Source organism: Nesterenkonia aurantiaca (genome assembly GCF_004364585.1).
Taxonomy (GTDB): Bacteria; Actinomycetota; Actinomycetes; order Actinomycetales; family Micrococcaceae; genus Nesterenkonia; species Nesterenkonia aurantiaca.
Genome location: NZ_SOAN01000002.1, coordinates 3,000 through 21,428 on the forward strand (window position 1 = coordinate 3,000; position 18,429 = coordinate 21,428).

An 18,429-nucleotide genomic window follows, 5' to 3' on the forward strand; every position below is an offset into this window, starting at 1 on the left:
CTCGGTCGGAGTCTCGGTCGGAGTCTCGGTCGGAGTCTCGGTCGGAGTCTCGGTCGGAGTCTCGGTCGGAGTCTCGGTCGGAGTCTCGGTCGGAGTCTCGGTCGGAGTGGGCGCACAGCTGGCATCGGTGAAGACATTCGAATCCAGCGTCACTGCACCGTTGCGGGCAAGGGCTCGGCCCTGCACCGTGGCGAAGGTGTTGGCGGTGATCGAGGTCAGCGCCAGGATGGATCCCACGAATGTAGTACCTGTGTCCAGAGTGGCTGAGCTTCCCACCTGCCAGTACACGTTGCAGGCGTCAGCGCCGTTGATCAGGTTGACGGTGCTGTTGGGCGAAGTGATCAGAGTGGATCCCACCTGGAACATGAACACCGAGTCCGGGTCACCCTGACCGTCCAGGGTGAGCGTTCCGGTCAGGCCTAGAGGGCCCGTGGAGTTATAGACGCCGTCCACAAGTGTCAAGCCGCCGAGGTCACCCGCGACGCTCTGCGTGGGTGCCCGTGAGGCGACATCGTTATAGGCGATGACGAGATCCGACTGCGCCTGGAGCGCCTCCGCGTTGCCCGCGTTGGTTGTCCCACCCACGATGCCGGGTGGGAATCCGGTGACGGCGGTGCCCGGGCTGACCCCGAGGTTCCCACTGAGCGTCGTGGTGCCGGTGTTGGTGACCGTCGAACCACCCAGAACGGAATAGGACTCGGTGGTGCCGAGGTTTGCCGGAGCCGTGGCGGCGTTCGCGGCCGAAGAGAACGACAGGGCCATCGCGATGGCGAGGAAGGCTACGAGCAAGGCACTAAGCCCCAGCCTCGCTTGAGCTGTGAAGTGAGGCCGCGGCACCGCTGCTGATGCAGAGCGCATTGAACCAGACGTAGTATTCATTTTTCCCCCAGAACGGAATGCCGTTTTAGCCGATCGGAACTAGTCGTTCACATATGGCCCAACAGATTATGCACCTATTTTGAGAATAGGAGATCTGGGTCACTTATCGCTGAGATTACGGTGCGATCCAGGTATCTTCAACTTCACTTTGCTCAACAGGTCCTGCGACGGGTGTGATGACGACCTGAGGTGCGGTGATACCAGTCTCCCACCTTCAACTGAGGGTTTAAGGTTATGGAAATTCATTCCTCGAGACAGAAGGAGCAAGTACGCCGGACGGCCCCGGGAACATGGAAAAGACCCGATCCCGCATCGATGGAGATTCACTCCATCGATGCGGCACCGGGCCTCTTCTGCGCGGCAGGCATGAGCGTCGCCGCTGAATCACTGAGCGTCGGCTCAGCAGATGATCACTGGGCCAGGACGAAGGCTGCCTCAAGGTCGATCGAGACCTTGTCGCCGACCAGTACGCCGCCAGCTTCGAGGGCAGCGTTCCAGGTCAGGCCGAACTCCTTGCGGGAGATCACGGTGCTGGCGGAGAAGCCCGCGCGCGTCATGCCGAAGGGGTCCACGGCCTGGCCACCGAACTCAACCTCGAAGGTGACCGGCTTGGTGACGCCGCGGATGCTCAGGTCCCCGGAGATCTCAAACTCTTCGCCAGTGGCGGAGATGCTGTTCGCCACGAAGGACAGCTCGGGGTGGTTCTCGGAGTCCAGGAAGTCCTCGCCGCGGACGTGGCCGTCGCGGTCTGGGTTCTTGGAGTTGAAGGACACGGCCTTGACTCGGGCGTCAAGGGTTGCCACATCACCCTCGGAGACGACGAGGGTGGAATCCGCCTCTTCAAAGATGGCCCGCACCTTGGAGATGCCGGCGTGGCGCACGGTCATGCCGATCTCGGAGTGCGAAGAATCAAGGTTCCAGGTGCCGGTGGTCAGATGTGCCATGAATGGGACTCCTCTAAGGTTGTGACCCCGCGCCGAACGCGCAGGGTCTTCGGGGGTTGGTCAATGGAGACAACAGCAGTCTGCCTCAATTTATTTCAAAACTGAAGCATTTCACCTGAATGTCATCCCGATGTCCTCTTGACCATGGCCGTCTGCAGCACCACAGGCTCCACATGCTCCCCGTGCATCAGCTGCAGCAGCAGATCCACGGCGCGACCGGCGAGTTCGCCGACGGGGTTGATCACCGTGGTCAGCGGCGGTCGCGTCAGCTGTGCGGCGTGGGTGTCGTCGAAGCCCACCACCGCGATCTGCTCCGGCACGGCGATCCCTCGCGACTGGACCTCGTGCATCGCTGCCACCGCCATCAGGTCGGAGGCCACGAACACGGCGTCGAGGTCCGGGGCCCGCTCCAGGAGCCGCTCCATCGCTGCTGCACCTGAGGCGGAGGTGAAGTCACCGAACTCGACCAGGCCGGAGTCCAGTCCCGCGCGCTGCAGCGCTGCGGTCCAGCCGGCGAGCCGATCCGACCCGGCGGCCATGTCCTGCGGGCCGGCGATGGTTGCCAGCCGGCGGCGTCCCTGTCCGATCAGATGCTCTGCGGCGAGCGCGGCCCCGGACCTGTTGTCCACATCCACCCACGGGATGCCGACGTCGCCGGCATAGGGCCGGCCGACATACACCGCCGGCAGCTTCGTCTCATGGATCACATCGGAGAGGTCGTCGTCGCGGTGGTGCGAGACGATGATCGCGCCGTCGGTGTAGCCGCCACGCAGATACCGCTCGATCTTCTGCCGGCCCCCGGGCTGGCCCATGGCGAGCAGCACCTGTACCGGAGAATCGGCAAGCCGCTGGGTGATCGCCGCGAGCATCGAGGCGAAGAACGGATCTGCAAAGACCCGGTCCTCGGCCTCGGGCACCACGACGGCGATCGAGTCGACCTCCTGGTTCACCAGCGAGCGCGCGGCCCGGTTGGGGCGATAGCCCAGCTCGGTCACCGCCGCCTCCACCGCGATCCGGGACTGCGCGCGCACCCGTGGATCCAGATTCACCGCCCGCGAGGCGGTGGCGCGGGAAACACCTGCCCTGGCCGCCACATCCTCCAGAGTCGGCAGTCGCCGAGCGGGCATCGTTCCCTCCTTCTTCGGATGTGATCACCACGGCCTCATGGCCGCCCTCAGTCCACCACACCCGTGGCCGCGACCTGCGCGAACCAGTTCGCCGAGGCCTTGGGAGTACGCGTGAGCGTATCGTAATCGACCCGTACGATCCCGAAGCGCCGGTCATAGCCGAAGGCCCACTCGAAGTTGTCCAGCAGCGACCACACGAAGTACCCGCGCACGTCCGCGCCGGCCTCCATGGCCTGGTGCACCGCGTGCAGGTGCTTCCGGATATAGCTGAGCCGGTCGTCGTCCTGGACGAAGCCCGAAGCATCCGGTGCATCGGGATAGGCCGCGCCGTTCTCGGTGACATAGAGCGCCACACCGGCCGGACCGGTGTACTCCCGGTGCAGCCGCAGCAGCAGATCATGCAGCCCCTGCGGGAAGACCTCCCAGCCCATCGAGGTGGCCGGCAGCCCGCGCGGCACCGAACCGACGTGCTCGGACCCCACGTTCGGGTTCGGCTCCCCCTCTGTCCGCGCCGCGGCGGCCGCCTGCGCCGCCTGCGCCGGCTCCACGCCGGTGAGCAGCTCCCCGGTGTAGAAGTTCACCCCCAGCACATCGATGGGCGTTGAGATGATCTCCAGGTCTCCCGACTGGACCAGCCCCTCGCGCCAGAGCCCGGCCTGGTCGGCGAGCACGTCCGCCGGGTAGGCCCCCTCGAAGATCGCCTCGGCGAAGAACCGGTTGAAGCTGCCATCGAGCCGGCGCGCGGCGTCCACATCCCCGGGAGAATCCGGGTCTGCCGGGCGGTAGTCGGTGAAGTTCAGCGTCAGGCCCAGCTCCAGATCTGGATCACGGCGTCGCAGCTCCTGCACCGCGAGCCCGTGGCCGAGCAGCAGGTGATGTGCTGCGGCCAGCGCGTCCTCCGGTGAGGTTCGCCCCGGTGCATGGTGTCCGTTGGCGTAGCCCAGGAAGGCCGCACACCAGGGCTCGTTCAGCGTGGTCCAGTGCCGGACCCGGTCTCCCAGCGCCTCATGCAGCACCACGGCATAGTCGGCGAAGAGCTCGGCGGTCCTTCGGTTCGCCCAGCCGCCCTGATCCTCCAACGCCTGCGGCAGGTCCCAGTGATACTGCGTGAGCCAGGGCAGGATCCCCGCGTCCAGCAGCTCATCGACGAGGTCCGAGTAGAACTTCAGGCCCTCCGGGTTGACCGTCACCCCGTCGGGCATCACTCGGGACCAGCTGACCGAGAACCGATAGACCTTGAGGTTCAGCCGCTTCATCAGTGCCACATCCTCGCGGAAGCGGTGAAAATGGTCGCAGGCGACGTCCCCGGTCTCCCCGGCGTGGACCTTGCCCGGGGTGTGGGCGAAGGTGTCCCACACCGAGGGGGCGCGACCACCCTCTGCGGCGGCACCTTCGACCTGGTAGGCGGCGGTGGCTGAGCCGAAGAGGAAGTCTACGGGGAACGCAACGGCGCTCCGAGAGCTGGTGACTTCTGCGGTGACTGAGGAATTCATTGTTTGACGGCTCCTTGCATGATTCCGGATACGAGCTGACGGCCCGTGAAGATGAACAGGATGAGCAGCGGGACGGTGGCCATGGTGGCCCCGGCCAGCACGAGCGAATAATCCACGAAGTGCGCCGCCTGCAGCTGCTGCAGCGCCACAGGCAGGGTGGGATTCTGTGGGCCAAGCACGATGAAAGGCCAGAAGAAGTTCGTCCAGTTCAGGACGAAGGTGAACAGGAACAACATGGAGGCGGCCGGTTTCGCCGCGGGCAGCCCGACATGCCAGAAGGTGCGGATCATGGAACAGCCGTCCACTGTGGCCGCCTCGATGAGTTCATCGGGGATCGCCTGCCGCAGATACTGGGTCATCCAGAACACACCGAAGGCAGTGACCAGGCCCGGAACGATGACCGCCTGCAGTTCACCCGTCCAGCCCAGCCGCGCCATCACCTGATAGAGCGGAACCACGCCGAGCTGGGTCGGAATCGCCATCGTGGCGATCACGAAGACCAGCAGCGGCACGGCGCCCTTGAAGCGCAGCTTTGCGAAGGCGTAGCCGGCCAGGGTGGAGAAGAACACCACCGAGACCGCAGTGACGGTGGAGACGATGATCGAGTTCATCGTCGCCCGCCAGAAGGGCACGGTGTCGATCACCGTTGCGGCATTGGTGAAGAAGTTCCCACCCGGAAGCAGCGGGAAGGACTCCCGGGACAGGACGGTGGCATCGTGACTGCCGATCAGGAAGGACCACCAGAGCGGGAACATGCTGCCCAGGATCACAGCCGCCAGGCAGCCGTAGACGAGCCAGCCCGGTCCACGACCCGGACCGCGGGAGCCCCCGCGTCGGCGGCCGCGTCCCCGGGGCCGCGATCCTGCCCCGGAGCCGGACCCTCGGCGTCCGAAGGGGTCCTCGTCGTTCTTGGGTGCGGTTGCCGGTCCCGTGCGCGGGATGATCGGCAGCGGCTTCTCTTCGAGCGCGCTCATCGCTTGACCTCCGAGCTTGAGATGCGGCGGGTGATGACGAAGTTGACCAGGCCGATGGCGATGATCAGCAGGAACAGCAGCACCGCCACCGCGGAGGCCTGTCCGAAGTCCGAACGGGTCCAGCCCAGTTCGTAGAGATACATAGTCATGGTCTGCCACTGCCCGTCGGTGCCGCCGCGGCCGTACTGGTCGAACATCCGCGGCTCGTCGAAGATCTGGAGTCCGCCGATGGTGGAAGTGATGATCACGAAGATGATGGTGGGCCGAAGGTTGGGGATGGTCACGGAGATGAACTGACGGACCTTGCCAGCACCGTCGATCTCCGCAGCCTCATAGAGGTCCCGAGGCACGGCCTGCATCGCGGCGAGGAAGATCAGCGCGTTGTAGCCGATCCAGCGGAAGTTCACCATGGTGGCGATTGCCAGGTGACTCGGGAGAATCCCCGAGTGCCAGCCGATGGCGTCGATGCCCACGGCCTCCAGGATGGAGTTCACCAGTCCGAAGCGATCACCGAAGAGATTGGAGAAGATCAGCGCCACGGCCACCGGGGTGACCACGTAGGGGATCAGCACTCCCATTCGCCAGAAGGTCTTGGCGCGCAGGTTGTAGTCGAGCAGATACGCGATCAGGATCGCGGCCACCACCTGCGGAGCCGAGGAGAGGATGAAGATCGAGAGCGTATTGCGCAACGAGACCCAGAAGGCCCGCTCCCCCAGCACCGCCGCGAAGTTCTCGCCGCCGATGAACTCGCCCTGACCCATGATCAGATCCCAGTCGTGGGCAGCGACCCATCCGGTGTAGATCAGCGGAAAGAGCCCGACCACGGCGAAGAGGATGAAGAACGGACTGATGTAGAGGTACGGCGAGTACCGACGGTCCCAGGCCGAGGCCCGGTGCCGGAAGCTCATCTTCGGCTTCCGGCGACCGGTCCTCGCGTCTGGCGCGGGCCCGCCTTCGCGTGCGGTGGCGGTTGGTGCGTGCGCAGCAGGGACGGACATGATCAGCGCAGGGCTTCCATGTCGTTGACGAACTTCGCCCAGGAGGACTCGGGGTCATCGATCCCATCCACGTCCACCCGGTTGATCGCGTCCTGGATCGCCACGTTGATGGTGAGGTACTCGGTACCCTTCAGCGGCTGAGTCTCCACGGCCTCGGCCCGTTCGGCCAGGATCTCACCGGTGGGAGCGTCGTTGAAGTACTCCTCGGTGGCGGAGAGCAGCTCCTCGGACTCCAACGCCTCGGTGGTGGAGGGGAAAGCGCCCACGACGTCGAAGGCCTTGAGCTGCTGCTCCGGTGCGGTCAGCCATGCGGCAAGCTCCTTGGAGGCCTCGATGTTCTCACCCTGAGACGGCACGGTCAGGTAGGAGCCGCCCCAGTTTCCGCCGCCGCCCGGGAAGGTGTTGGCGATATCCCAACCCTCGACCTCTGAGGCGTTGCCCTCGATGATGCCCAGCATCCAGCCCGGGCACATCATCGTGGCGAAGGTCTCCTCACGCTGGAAGGCGTCGGACCAGTCCCCGCTCCACTGAGCCAGGCCCGCCGAGAGCTCGTCCTGAACCGAGGCCTCGAGCACCTGGTCATAGAGATCCCTGACCTCAGGGTTGGTATCGGCGATCACCTCGCCATCTTCGGTCTGGTAGGGGACCTCGACCTGGTTGATCATCCCCTGCCAGATGTTGTCGGAGCCGGAGTACCAGGCGGAATCGGACTCGGCCACAAACTCCCGGCCCGCCGCGAAGTAGTCCTCCCAGGTGTCACCGAGGAAATCAGCCACCTCTTCACGCTCGGTAGGCAGCCCGGCCTCCTCGAAGAGGTCAGCCCGGTAGCAGACCGCCTGTGGTCCGCTGTCGGTGCCGTAGCCGATCAGGCTTCCGTCCTCGAGGGTGGCGTCCTCGTACTTCCAGTCCAGCCAACGGTCCTCGAGCTCGGGATCGGTGAGATCTGCGAAGCGGTCGGGGTACTGCTGGAACTCAGCGAGCCAGTCCACCTCGATCGGTTCGATGTCTGAAGCTCCCTGTCCGGCGCCCAGACTGTTGCGCAGCGAATCGCGAGCGTTCTCGGCGGTGTCGATCTTGTTGTGCTCGATGGTGATGTCCTCGTTGAGCTCCTCGTACTCCTCGAAGAGCTCCTCGTAGCCGAACTCGTTGAAGGTGGTCACGCTAAGCGTGAGCGGTTCTCCCTCGGCGGCCCCGCCGCCGTCCTCACCTTCGGCTGAGCCTCCACAGGCCGTGAGCGTCAGCGTCAGGGCCGAGGTGAGCGCGATGCCGCGCAACAGTGCGGTCCGGCGGTGCACGCCTGGGCCCGGGGCGGGCTGCCGCCCCTGGCGGGCGGCTGCGGAGGTGTTCTCCTCCGCGTGATCAGTTGTCCTCATCACAGCTATCTCCTTCGATATGAGGTGCGAGCGAGTCCCCGGTGGTTTATGAGAGCGCTCTCACGGTGAGCAAAAGGTAGCACTCCTGATGCGAGTGTGGCAAGGGTCACAGCTGTGGCGCTCGCCTTGAATGCGCTCGGCGGGGCCCGGTGGGCGGCACGACGCAGGGGTGAGACAGTAGACTCTGGACTTATCGCCCAGCTCACCACGCAGCCGCCTCGACGCTGGGCACACATTCATCAGTAGAAGGAGGTGCCGGTGGGACTGCTAGACAACCTGGAACGCGGCATCGAAAAGGCCGTCCGCGGTGCCTTCTCAGGACGAGGAGGGAGTCTCGGACCCGTGGAGATCGCCACCGCCGTACGCCGCCACATGGACCGAGAGTCCAAGACCATCGCTGAGGGCCAGCACCTGGCACCGAACCTGTACAAGATCCGACTCGCCGGTGAGGACTTCAGCGAGGCCAAGAAGTACGGCGTCGCCCTTGCCGAGGAGCTCTGCGAGGAGATCCTGCGCCACGCCGAATCCCAGGGGTACACCCTGCTGGGCCCGGTGAAGGCGACCTTCGTGAAGAACACCGAGCTCAAGCGCGGTCAGCTCAGCATCGAGTCGCGCACCGACAAGGACCCGCAGTCCAGTCCCGTCGCTCCCCAGCAGTCCTCCCCCGCCGCCGGCCCCAGCGCAGCCGCGCCGCTGCCGGCCACCATGTCCCAGCCCACCGTCACCCCTCCGCCTGCTACGGCACCCGCTCCGGCCCTCCAGCCCACAGCGAGCCTGGAATATGAGGAGCAGACCTACCCGCTGCGACCGGACTCCACCGTGATCGGGCGCTCCACCTCGGCCGATGTCACCGTTCCGGACACCGGGGTCTCTCGCAAACACCTGGAGCTCTTTCGCTCCGGAGGCGCCTGGTACGCCCGGGACCTGGGCTCCACCAACGGCTCCTACGTGGACGGCGAGCAGCTCACCGGCGACGCGCCGAAGGTCCAGCTTGTCGACGGCGCCTTGATCTCGCTCGGCAACGCGCGCCTGCGCTTCCGCCAGAGCTGAGGGACCCCGACACATGAGTGAACTCGCTGTCACGGTGCTGCAGTTCGGACTGCTGCTGCTGCTCTGGATCCTGATCCTCTCGATCATCGGAGCGCAGGGCCGGGACATGACCATCTCCAAACGCTCCCGGGCCCGGGCCGCCGCCCCGCACGCGGCCCCGGCGCCACGCAGCGGGCCTCCCGCCCCGTCCGGAGCCAACCATTCGGGTCCCACCCCGCGACCGCGTCCGCGGCGGCTGCTGGTCAGCGAGGGTCCGCTGGCCGGAACCGAGATTCCGCTGGGCTCCGCCTCGATCATGATGGGACGGGCACAGGAATGCACCCTGGTGCTCGATGATGACTACGCCTCGGGCAAGCACGCCCGACTCTTTCCGCAGGGCTCGCGCTGGTTCCTCGAGGATCTGGGCTCCACCAACGGCACCTGGCTCGGGGAGGATCAGCTCACCCGCGCCTCCACGGTCGAGCCCGGGGACCGGATCCGCATCGGCAAGACCGTCCTGGAGCTGAGGACCTAGCCCGTGGCTCTGGTATTCCGCTTCTCAGCGCGCTCCGACACCGGGGCTGTGCGCTCCAAGAACGACGATTCCGGTTACGCGGGTCGTTACTTCGCCGTGGTCGCAGACGGCATGGGCGGCCACGCCGGCGGCGACGTCGCCTCGGCCTCCACGGTGCTGGATCTCGCGCACCTGGACACGCGCGGGTTCGCGGACCCCGAGACGGTGCTGCCAGATGAGATCCAGACCGCCAACTCCTTCCTGAACAAGCTGGTCAAGGCCAACCCGAAGCTCGCCGGGATGGGCACCACCATCACCTCGCTGCTGATCACCCAGGACCGGCTGCAGTTCGCCCACATCGGCGACTCTCGCGCCTACCGACTCAAGCGCGGACGGTTCCGCCAGGTCAGCAAGGACCATACCTTCGTCCAGCGGCTGGTGGACGAGGGCCGGCTGGACCCGGACCAGGCCGAGCATCACCCGCACAAGAACGTGCTGATGCGCGTGCTTGGCGACGTCGACGCCTCCCCCGAGCTCGACATCACCTCTTTCCCGCTGGAGGCCGGTGAGCGCTGGCTGCTCTGCTCCGACGGGCTCAACGCGGTGGTCTCCGAGCGGCTGATCGAGCAGAAGCTGCGTTCCACCCAGAGCCTCGAATCGATCGTCGATGACCTGGTCGAGCTGACCCTGGGCGGCGGCGCCCCGGACAATGTGACCGTGGTCTGCCTGGAGGTCGTCGAGGCCGACGAAGCCGACCTCGCGCCGAGCAAGAAGCTGCCGCTCAGCGAGGCCGCCGTGGCCGCGGCCACCTCCAACTATGGCGGAGCCGACGCCACCATAGAGCTCGATGTGGTCCCGGTGGTCAACTCCGAGGCCTTCTCCGACCATGACGACCACGACACGCTCTCCCCGCTCTCGGCCGCCATGGTTCGCAAGAAGCTGGGCGCGCGCCCGCACCTGCTGGTCGGGGCCGCCAACAAGGCCGCCGACACCGGCACGATCCCGGTGGTCGCACGCAATGTCGATGAGCACCCGATGGCCTCGCTGCTCACGGGTCAGCCGCTGCGTCCGGTGCGCCACACCTACTCCGAGCTGCTCGACGAGCAGCCGCGCGACTCTGCCCCGGCTGGTGGCACGGCAGATGAGACCCCTGCCGACTCCGACGGCGCGGCCCGATCAGGCGAGCCCGCTGGGGCTGTCGATGCCGCCGAGGCGGGATCCGGTCGGTCCTCTGCCGACGCGCCAGCTCCAGGTGATCCGGAGTCCTCCGCCGCGCGGCTCTCGAGCGATGCCGGGCCGCACCGCGCCGGCGCCGGACTTGCCGAAGAGCCCGAGAGCATCGAGGAGGAAGAGCTGGTCCTCGATGAGGAGGAGCTCGAGGCGCTGGAGACCGCGCGACGACGCAGCTCCTGGTTCCTGCCCACCTTCGTGGCCCTGTTGGCCGTGCTGGTCGCCGTCGTGACCTTCCTGGGATACGTCTGGACCCAGACCCAGTACTACGTCGGAGAGGACCAGGGCGAGGTCGCCATCTACAGCGGCGTCTCCCAGTCCCTGGGACCGGTCAGGCTCTCCGAGGTCGACGAGCATGCCGAGATCGCCCTCGAGGACCTCACCGCGTACCACCGCGACCGGGTCGAGCGAGGCATCGCCGCTGACGATCGTGACCACGCGGAACACATCGTCAGCCAGCTGCGCGCCATGGCCGTGGCCAATGCCGCCCAGGACGAGCCCAGCCCCGCCGAGGAGCCCGACGCGGAGGAGACCGGCGCGGAGCCGGACCAGGATCAGCCAGCACAGGATCCGCCAGCGCAGGATGAGACAGCCGAGAACCAGGGAGGTGACCAGTGAGCACAGTATCTCAGCAGGTGTACAAGCCCCGCCGGAATCTCGAGCTGGTGCTGCTTCTGATGGCCCTCACCGTGGCGATCGGTGCCCAGATGCTGGTCGCGCTCGCCCTGGACGAACCGATCACCACCGACTACTACGTCGAAGGGGCCGTCTTCGCCGGACTGGTCCTCGTCTTCCACGTGGTGCTGCGGCTGCGCGCGAAATACGCGGACCCCTTCATCCTGCCCATCGTGGTGACCCTCAACGGGCTCGGCATCGCGATGATCCACCGGCTGGACTTCACCCCCTCCTACTCCGGGGTCGCGGATCGCCAGCTGATGTGGACCGGCATATCGATCGTGGCCGCCGTCGCGCTGCTGTGGCTGCTCAAGGACCACCGTCGGCTCCGGCAGCTGACCTACATCTCGCTGGCGGCCAGCGTGGTGCTGCTCTTCCTGCCGATCGTGCCGGGCGTGGGCCAGGAGCTCAACGGCGCCAGGATCTGGGTGAACCTCGGCCCGCTGTCCTTCCAGCCCAGCGAGATCGCCAAGATCACGCTGGCGGTCTTCTTCGCGGGCTTCCTCGCCAACAACCGCGATCTGATCCTGCTGGCCGGCCGGAAGATCGGCCCCGTGACCTTCCCCCGGCTGCGTGACCTCGCTCCGATGTTCATCGCCTGGATCATCGCCATCGGCGTGCTGGTGGTGCAGAACGACCTCGGCAATGCACTGATGTTCTTCGGCCTGTTCGTCGCGGTGATCTACGTGGCTACCTCGAGGTTCTCCTGGATCGCGATCGGCGCGGTCTTCATGCTCATCGGCGCAGCCCTGGCCTATCAGTTCGTCTCCCACTTCCGCGACCGGGTCGACATCTGGCTCAACGCCTTCGATCAGGACATCTACGAGCGCGCCTTCGGCGGCTCACACCAGGTGGTGCAGGGGTTGTTCGGGATGGCGCACGGCGGCCTCGCCGGCACCGGCCTGGGCTCGGGCAACCCGAACATGGTCTCGCTGGCCAATTCCGACATGATCATCGCAGCCTTCGGCGAGGAGCTCGGCTTCATCGGGCTCTCCGCGATGCTGCTGCTCTACCTGCTGCTCTTCAGCCGGTACATGCGCGCCGGACTGGGCACCCGCGACACCTTCGGCAAGCTGCTCGCGGTGGGCCTCGCGGTCGTGCTGGTGCTGCAGGTCTTCGTCGTCGTCGGCGGTCTCACCCGGGTCATCCCGATGACCGGTCTGGCCACCCCCTTCCTCGCCGCCGGCGGCTCCGCGCTGCTGGCGAACTGGCTGATCGTGGCGCTGGTGCTGCTGATCTCCCACTCCGCCCGGCAGCCGGTCATCGTGGGACCGATGGTCAACGCGACCGGCGAGTCCTCCTCGGGCATCGAGTCCAGACTTCATTCCGAGGGCCCGGGCGCCCGGGAGAGCGCGGTCCACCGGCACAGCGAGCACCGGCGGCACCCCGACCGGCAGGACGCCCGCGACGACGTAGACATCGACCATGCCCCGGCTGAGCAGGGAGGGACACAGTGAACAACGCCATCCGTCACACCTGGGTCGTCTCCGTCGGCCTGTTCATCACGCTCTTCGTCGCGCTCTCCATCATCCAGGTCGCCATGACCGATGAGCTCAACGCCAACCCCAACAACGTGCGTCAGGTCTATGAGGACCGCGGCGCCCCGCGCGGGGCGATCACGGTGGACGGCAGCGCCATCGCTGAATCCGTCCCCTCGGAGAACTCCAGCTTCGACTACCAGCGGGTCTACCGCGAGCCTGAGCTGTACTCCGGGATCACCGGCACCTATTCCATCGCCGCAAACCCCACCGGGCTGGAGGGCACGCTGAACGAGTACCTCTCCGGGCAGTCCGACAGCCAGTTCTTCGACCGGATCACCTCGGTGTTCACCGGGGACACGATGGACGGCGGCCAGGTCGAGCTGACCCTCGACGCCGAGCTGCAGCAGCTCGCCTACGACCAGATCCCCGAGGGCACCCGCGGAAGCATCATCGTCACCGAGATCGCCACCGGAGACATCAAGGCCATGGCCGCCAAGCCCAGCTACGACAACAACCTTCTCGCCGTGCAGGACTCCACCCAGCTGATCGAGAACCAGACGCAGCTGGAGACCGACCCGGACCTGCGCTACACCTCCCGCGCCATCTCCTCCACCCTGGCTCCCGGATCGACGTTCAAACTGGTGGACCTCGTCGCGATGCTGGAGTCCGGAGACTACGAACCGGACACGGTGCTGGAGAACCCCAACTCGATCACGCTGCCCGATTCCACCACCGAGCTGCGCAACTTCGACCGCGGCATCTGCGCCCAGCGCTCCCAGGCGGAGCTCTCCTGGATCGTGGCGCAGTCCTGCAACACCCCTTTCGCGGAGGCCGCCATGGACCTTGGTGAGGGCCCGATCCGGGACAGCGCCGAGGCCTTCGGATTCAACTCCGGGGACCTGAGCATCCCGCTGCGCCCGGAGACCTCGAACTTCCCCACCGACCTCTCCGACGCCGCCCTGGCCCAGTCCGCCATCGGGCAGTTCGACGTCACCTCCACCCCGCTGCAGATGAACATGGTCGCCGCCGCCATCGCCAATGACGGCACGCTGATGAAGCCCAACCTGGTCGACGCGATCCGCGGCTCGGACCTGCAGCTGCTCTCCACCTCCGAGCCGGAGACGTTCTCCGAGGTGACCTCGGAGCAGATCGCCGACGAGATCACCGAGATGATGGTCGAGGTCGTCGAGTCCGGCACGGGCACCCGCGCGCAGACCGAAAGCTTCCAGGTCGCAGCCAAGACCGGCACAGCGGACGTCGGCGAGACCGGAGAGGTGAACTCCTGGATCACCGGCTTCGCGCCCGCCGACGATCCGCAGTACGCGGTGACAGTGGCCTACGAGCGGATCGACTTCGACACCGGCTCCTCGCTGACCGGACCGCAGATGCTGACCATGCTCGAGGCGGCGATCGAATGAGGCCCGTGGTCGGCATCCTGATGGGTGAGCGGTATCAGCTCACCGAACGCATCGCCATCGGCGGCATGGGTGAGGTCTGGAAAGCCTCTGACCAGGTGCTCGGACGTACCGTAGCGATCAAGATCCTCAAGGAGGAGTACACCGGAGACGAGGCGTTCCTGCGTCGGTTCCGCGCCGAGGCGCGGCACACCGCCCTGCTGAACCACCCCGGCATCGCCGACATCTATGACTACGGCGAACAGTCCGGCTCCGGCTACCTGGTGATGGAACTCGTGCCCGGGCGCCCGCTCTCGGTCCTGCTCGAGACGGATAAGACGCTGTCCTGGGAGAAGACGCTCTCCATCCTCGCCCAGACCGGTCGTGCCCTGCAGGTCGCTCATGACCAGGGCCTGGTCCATCGCGACGTCAAGCCCGGCAACCTGCTGATCACCCCCACCCGGCGGGTGAAGATCACCGATTTCGGCATCGCCCGGCTCGCGGACCAGGTGCCGCTGACCGCCACCGGACAGGTGATGGGCACGGTGCAGTACCTCTCCCCGGAGCAGGCCACCGGTCAGCACGCCACCGGCTCCTCAGACATCTATGCGCTGGGCATCATCGGCTACGAGGCGCTGGTCGGGCACCGCCCGTTCACCGGCGAATCCCAGATCGCCATTGCGCTGAAGCAGGTCAACGAGCCGCCGCCGGCGCTTCCGGAGACCGTGCCGGAGCCGGTGCGTGCGCTGATCATGTCGATGCTGGAGAAGGACCCGGGCAAGCGACCCCTGACCGCGACCAAGCTCGCCGAGGCCGCCGACGCGCTGCTGCGCCACGACCCCGAGTCCGCGCTCAAGGCGGTCCCCGCCATGGCAGCGCATATGGATGGCGCCGAGTCCGACCAGGACGCCACCACCGCCATCCCCCGGGCCGACACCGCAGCGACCGCCGTGGTCCCGGCCGGCAGCCAAGCCCCCTCGGCGCGCACTCCGGAACAGCCCGCTGCCGCCGCGGCGCACACCTCCCAGTACGGGGCGGCTCCCGCTGCGACCGGATCCGCGCGCCCCGGCGCGGACACCGCCCGCTCCGAGGCCGAAACGGCCGCGGAGCAGCGACGACTCCATGGGGGTCGCCGGTGGTACTGGCCGCTCATCGCGCTGCTGGTGCTGGTCCTGCTGGCCCTCCTCGGCTCGTGGCTCTTCCCACAGTTCGGTGGCAGCGGCGGTGAGGATGAGCCGAGCCCGACGCCGACCGTGACCGAGACCTTCACCCCCGGCACCGAAATGGTCGAGATCACCGAGAGCGACTTCCTCGGCCTCTCCCTGGAGGAGGCCACTGCAGCGCTGCAGGAGGCGGGACTGCAGGTCCAGGCGGAGCCCGTGGCCTCCGGCCAGCCTGCGGGCGTGGTCACCGGGGTGGCCCCCACGGGCAGCGTCCCCGTGGGCTCCACCGTCACGGTGTTCTACTCCGCCGTGGCGAACGACACCCTGCCGCAGGACCAGGCTCCTGGCCAGGACGATCAGGACCAGCCGGGTGACACGGGGCAGCAGAACGGCGATGGGCAGCCCAGCGGTACGCAGTCCCCGACCGACGCCGGATCGCCGACCGGCACCGGCACTGGCACCGGGCAGCAGGATCAGCCGGAACCGGACACCTCCCCGACGCCCACCCCCACTCCCTCCCCGTCGCCCGAGACCCAGGACGAGGCGGAGGACCCCGCGGCCACCCAGCCGGAGCCGATCGAGCCCGAGGTGGTCGAGGACGAGGCGCCTCAGGATGGACAGGCCGGCGGCGAACCCGGTGCCGAGAGCACCGGGGATCCTGATCGGGCTGGCTTCTCAGCCGAGGATGGGTCAGGATCGGAGACAGGAACCGAGATATGACCGAGACTGCTGAGCGCGTCCTCAACAACCGCTACCGGATCACTTCACTGATCGGACGCGGCGGGATGGCCGATGTCTACCTCGGCCACGACCTCACCCTGGATCGCCAGGTCGCAGTCAAGATGCTGCGCCCGGACCTGGCACGTGACCCCCAGTTCCAGGGGCGCTTCCGCCGGGAGGGGCAGTCCTCGGCCTCGCTGAACCACCCCAATATCGTCGCGGTCTACGACTCCGGTCGCGCGCAGGTCGAGGATCAGGCCCATCACGAGATCAAGACACCCTTCATCGTCATGGAGTATGTCGATGGGGTCACGCTGCGACACATCCTGCATGGGACGCCGCGGGTCACCGACACCGCCGACGTCGACGATGAACAGACCCGAATCGCCGAGGAGTCGAACCACGCACAGCCTCCCGGGTCTCCCGGTGAGCCCGAGGAGGACGTCCTGGCCCTGGGTGACACCGGCCGGGTTCACGACGGTGAGGACCACCTGCCCGCCGCGCAGGTCGGCTCGCAGCTGCAGTCGAAGATCGATCAGGCGCTGAACAAGCCGCTCTCCGAGCGGGAGACGGCCGGCTATATGCATGGGATCCTCGGCGCGCTGGGCTACAGCCACGAGAAGGGCATCGTCCATCGCGACATCAAGCCCTCCAATGTGATGGTCTCCCAGACCGGCCAGATCAAGGTCATGGACTTCGGCATCGCCCGAGCCCTGGCCGACTCCGCCTCCACGATGACCCAGACCTCCGCCGTGGTCGGCACCGCCCAGTACCTCTCCCCCGAGCAGGCGCGCGGCGAAGTCGTGGACCACCGGTCGGATCTGTATTCGGCCGGCTGTGTGCTCTTCGAGCTGCTGACCAACCGGCCGCCCTTCCAAGGCGAGTCTCCGGTCTCGGTGGCCTACCAGCATGTGCGCGAGGCACCGCCGATGGTCAGCGACTTCAACCACCGGATCAGCCCGGCGATGGAATCCGTGGTCGGCAAGGCGCTGACCAAGGACCCTGCACTCCGATTCCAGACCGCCGAGGAGTTCGATCAAGCCATCCAGAAGGCGCTGATCGGCATCGGCGTGGACGACGAGGACCACCCCACCGCGGCGATGGCGGCCATCGGCGGCCGGCAGGACTTCAACCAGGTCCTTGCCGCAGGCGCGGTCCCGCTGAACGGCCAGCTCTCGGCGCGCACCCCAGAGGACCCAGACTTCTACAAGGACTCCGAACAGCCTCGTCAGCAGCCGCGGCGTCGCCGTGGCGGGCTGATCCTGATATGGACCCTGTTGATCCTTGCCCTGGCCGGCGGCGGCACCTGGGCGCTGATGAACATGCTCGACAATCCCGAGGTGTCCATCCCTGATGTGACTGGGATGACCGAGGAGGAGGCGCGCGAAGAGCTCACCGCACTGAACCTGAATCCCACAGTGGAGACCGAGGCCCATCCAGAGGTCGAGGCGGACCTGGCGATCCGTACGGACCCCGAGGCCGAGACCTCGGTGGATCCCAACAGCGCCGTGGTGCTCTACATCTCCACCGGTCCACAGAGCGTACGCGTCCCGGACGGCCTGCAGGGCTCCACCGAGGAGGAGGTTCGCGACGCCCTTGAGGAGGTGGGCCTGGAGGTGGGGGAGATCAGCGAGGAGAACCATCCCAGCATCGAAGAAGACCTTCTGATCACCACCGAACCGGAAGCAGGCTCCTCGGTCGAACCGGGATCCGAGGTGGACCTGGTGCTCTCCACCGGTCTGGTGGAGATGCCTGGAGTCTTCAACCGCACCCGCACCGAGGCGCAGACGATCCTGGAGAACCTGGGGCTCAGCGTGAGCACCGTGGAGGATGAGCGCACCGACTACGCCGAAGGCACCGTCGTGGGTCAGCGGGTGGGCGGCGCCTCCGTCGTCGCCGGAGACGCGATCCCGCAGGGCTCCACCGTTACGCTGGTCGTCGCGGTCGCCCCGGACCCTGACCCGGAGCCCGCGCCCGCGCCTGCGCCGGAAGAGGAGGAGGCTCCCGAGCCGGACACCGGGGACGATACCGATCAAGGGTCCGAAGACGGCGATCAAGGGTCCCAAGACGGCGACGAGGAGTCCCCCAGCCCCAGCCCGTCCCCCAGCCCGTCTCCTAGCCCGTCCCCTAGCCCGGACGCCGAGGAGGAGAACAACGGCGGAACCGAGTCCGGCGATGGGGCCACAGACTCTGAGGAGGAAGCCTCAGAAGCACCGGAGGAGTCTCCCACCGCGGAGGAATCTCCGGAGGCCGAAGGCGGAGCGAACGGCGGCGTCGAGGAGTCCCCGAGCAGCCCGAGTGAGGCCCGCGGCAACTCCGGTGACAACAATGGGAACTCTGACGACAACAGCGGCAACGGCAACAACGAGGACTGAGCCGCCGTTCAGCTCCAGAAGCTCCTGCATGACCAGCTCCCAGACCCCCTCGTCGACCAC

General features: G+C 66.9%; 14 protein-coding genes. 7 read left to right on the forward strand and 7 right to left on the reverse strand.

Features of this window, described 5'->3' with window-relative positions:
• From EV640_RS03025 to EV640_RS03055, 7 genes are all read right to left on the reverse strand, one after another.
• Nucleotides 1-762: ice-binding family protein (locus tag EV640_RS03025; RefSeq protein WP_133725792.1), on the reverse strand; the 762-nt coding region annotated here is incomplete at its 3' end.
• Between the two features lie 527 nt (nt 763-1,289).
• The gene (locus tag EV640_RS03030; RefSeq protein ID WP_036475706.1) at nt 1,290-1,823 is read right to left on the reverse strand and encodes a YceI family protein; all 534 of its coding nucleotides are present in this window, start codon (nt 1,821-1,823) and stop codon (nt 1,290-1,292) included.
• Between the two features lie 122 nt (nt 1,824-1,945).
• Nucleotides 1,946-2,950, reverse strand: a complete 1,005-nt coding sequence (locus EV640_RS03035; protein WP_036475708.1) for a LacI family DNA-binding transcriptional regulator — start codon at nt 2,948-2,950, stop codon at nt 1,946-1,948.
• A 47-nt stretch (nt 2,951-2,997) separates the two neighbouring features.
• The gene (locus EV640_RS03040; protein WP_051501199.1) at nt 2,998-4,443 is read right to left on the reverse strand and encodes a GH1 family beta-glucosidase; all 1,446 of its coding nucleotides are present in this window, start codon (nt 4,441-4,443) and stop codon (nt 2,998-3,000) included.
• A complete protein-coding gene (locus tag EV640_RS03045) occupies nt 4,440-5,417 on the reverse strand; it encodes a carbohydrate ABC transporter permease (protein WP_084479580.1) in 978 nt (325 codons plus the stop codon). The genes EV640_RS03040 and EV640_RS03045 overlap by 4 nt, the downstream gene beginning before the upstream one ends.
• On the reverse strand, nt 5,414-6,415 hold the full coding sequence (locus tag EV640_RS03050; RefSeq protein ID WP_036475710.1) for a carbohydrate ABC transporter permease: 1,002 nt from the start codon (nt 6,413-6,415) through the stop codon (nt 5,414-5,416). Before EV640_RS03050 ends, EV640_RS03045 begins: the two co-directional genes overlap by 4 nt.
• 2 nt (nt 6,416-6,417) lie before the next feature.
• A complete protein-coding gene (locus EV640_RS03055; protein ID WP_243832212.1) occupies nt 6,418-7,791 on the reverse strand; it encodes an ABC transporter substrate-binding protein in 1,374 nt (457 codons plus the stop codon).
• Between the two features lie 255 nt (nt 7,792-8,046).
• Between EV640_RS03055 and EV640_RS03060 the strand changes: the two genes are divergently transcribed.
• The 7 genes from EV640_RS03060 to EV640_RS03090 are packed head-to-tail and all read left to right on the forward strand — an operon-like array spanning nt 8,047 to nt 18,369.
• A complete protein-coding gene (locus EV640_RS03060; RefSeq protein ID WP_036475711.1) occupies nt 8,047-8,838 on the forward strand; it encodes an FhaA domain-containing protein in 792 nt (263 codons plus the stop codon).
• A 13-nt stretch (nt 8,839-8,851) separates the two neighbouring features.
• Entirely contained in the window at nt 8,852-9,352 is a 501-nt protein-coding gene (locus EV640_RS03065) for an FHA domain-containing protein FhaB/FipA (RefSeq protein ID WP_036475713.1), read from the forward strand.
• A 3-nt stretch (nt 9,353-9,355) separates the two neighbouring features.
• Nucleotides 9,356-11,179, forward strand: a complete 1,824-nt coding sequence (locus tag EV640_RS13680) for a PP2C family protein-serine/threonine phosphatase (protein WP_051501200.1) — start codon at nt 9,356-9,358, stop codon at nt 11,177-11,179.
• A 59-nt stretch (nt 11,180-11,238) separates the two neighbouring features.
• Nucleotides 11,239-12,693, forward strand: a complete 1,455-nt coding sequence (locus tag EV640_RS03075) for an FtsW/RodA/SpoVE family cell cycle protein (protein ID WP_133725919.1) — start codon at nt 11,239-11,241, stop codon at nt 12,691-12,693.
• Nucleotides 12,690-14,135 (forward strand): penicillin-binding transpeptidase domain-containing protein, encoded by a 1,446-nt coding sequence (locus EV640_RS03080; protein ID WP_036475714.1) that lies wholly within the window; start codon nt 12,690-12,692, stop codon nt 14,133-14,135. Before EV640_RS03075 ends, EV640_RS03080 begins: the two co-directional genes overlap by 4 nt.
• The gene (locus tag EV640_RS03085; RefSeq protein ID WP_084479582.1) at nt 14,132-15,994 is read left to right on the forward strand and encodes a protein kinase domain-containing protein; all 1,863 of its coding nucleotides are present in this window, start codon (nt 14,132-14,134) and stop codon (nt 15,992-15,994) included. Before EV640_RS03080 ends, EV640_RS03085 begins: the two co-directional genes overlap by 4 nt.
• Nucleotides 15,991-18,369 (forward strand): protein kinase domain-containing protein, encoded by a 2,379-nt coding sequence (locus EV640_RS03090; RefSeq protein ID WP_133725793.1) that lies wholly within the window; start codon nt 15,991-15,993, stop codon nt 18,367-18,369. The genes EV640_RS03085 and EV640_RS03090 overlap by 4 nt, the downstream gene beginning before the upstream one ends.
• Nucleotides 18,370-18,429: the final 60 nt, after the last annotated feature.

Bases quoted from the DNA above. Each gene is read 5' to 3' on its own strand.
- EV640_RS03030 (WP_036475706.1), bottom strand. From the start codon at position 1,823: ATGGCACATCTGACCACCGGCACCTGGAACCTTGATTCTTCGCACTCC.
- EV640_RS03090 (WP_133725793.1), top strand. From the start codon at position 15,991: ATGACCGAGACTGCTGAGCGCGTCCTCAACAACCGCTACCGGATCACT.
- EV640_RS03035 (WP_036475708.1), bottom strand. From the start codon at position 2,950: ATGCCCGCTCGGCGACTGCCGACTCTGGAGGATGTGGCGGCCAGGGCA.
- EV640_RS03050 (WP_036475710.1), bottom strand. From the start codon at position 6,415: ATGTCCGTCCCTGCTGCGCACGCACCAACCGCCACCGCACGCGAAGGC.
- EV640_RS03085 (WP_084479582.1), top strand. From the start codon at position 14,132: ATGAGGCCCGTGGTCGGCATCCTGATGGGTGAGCGGTATCAGCTCACC.
- EV640_RS03065 (WP_036475713.1), top strand. From the start codon at position 8,852: ATGAGTGAACTCGCTGTCACGGTGCTGCAGTTCGGACTGCTGCTGCTG.
- EV640_RS03045 (WP_084479580.1), bottom strand. From the start codon at position 5,417: ATGAGCGCGCTCGAAGAGAAGCCGCTGCCGATCATCCCGCGCACGGGA.
- EV640_RS03075 (WP_133725919.1), top strand. From the start codon at position 11,239: ATGGCCCTCACCGTGGCGATCGGTGCCCAGATGCTGGTCGCGCTCGCC.
- EV640_RS03040 (WP_051501199.1), bottom strand. From the start codon at position 4,443: ATGAATTCCTCAGTCACCGCAGAAGTCACCAGCTCTCGGAGCGCCGTT.